The organism is Dellaglioa sp. CoH-57-MRSF-16 (assembly GCF_056782055.1).
Map to the genome: position 1 here is coordinate 1 of NZ_JBXAXZ010000209.1, position 249 is coordinate 249.

Here is a 249-nt window from a genome sequence, read left to right on the forward strand (position 1 = left end):
CCGCAGAACAGGACCGGGCAACGTCCCATTGATCATCGTGGCAGTTCGCGCCCGGCCGGTAATATTGATCGGCGCTTCGGAGATGGACAGATCGAAGTCGTTACCCGCCTGCACGCGAGGCTGGTCCGGGCTTGTCATCGCCCAGACCTGCGGGCGCCAGATCCCCAAACCGCCGACCAAGCCGGCTGCGCCTAGGCCTTTCACGAAGGTTCGTCTGCTGATATTCGATCGCATCTATCAGTATCCAGT

1 protein-coding gene is annotated in these 249 nt (G+C 61.0%); it reads right to left on the reverse strand.

Features of this window, described 5'->3' with window-relative positions:
• The coding region (locus tag AC1RPH_RS08450) for a twin-arginine translocation signal domain-containing protein (protein WP_481762139.1) at nt 1-234 on the reverse strand (234 nt) is incomplete at its 3' end.
• Between the last annotated feature and the right edge of the window lie 15 nt (nt 235-249).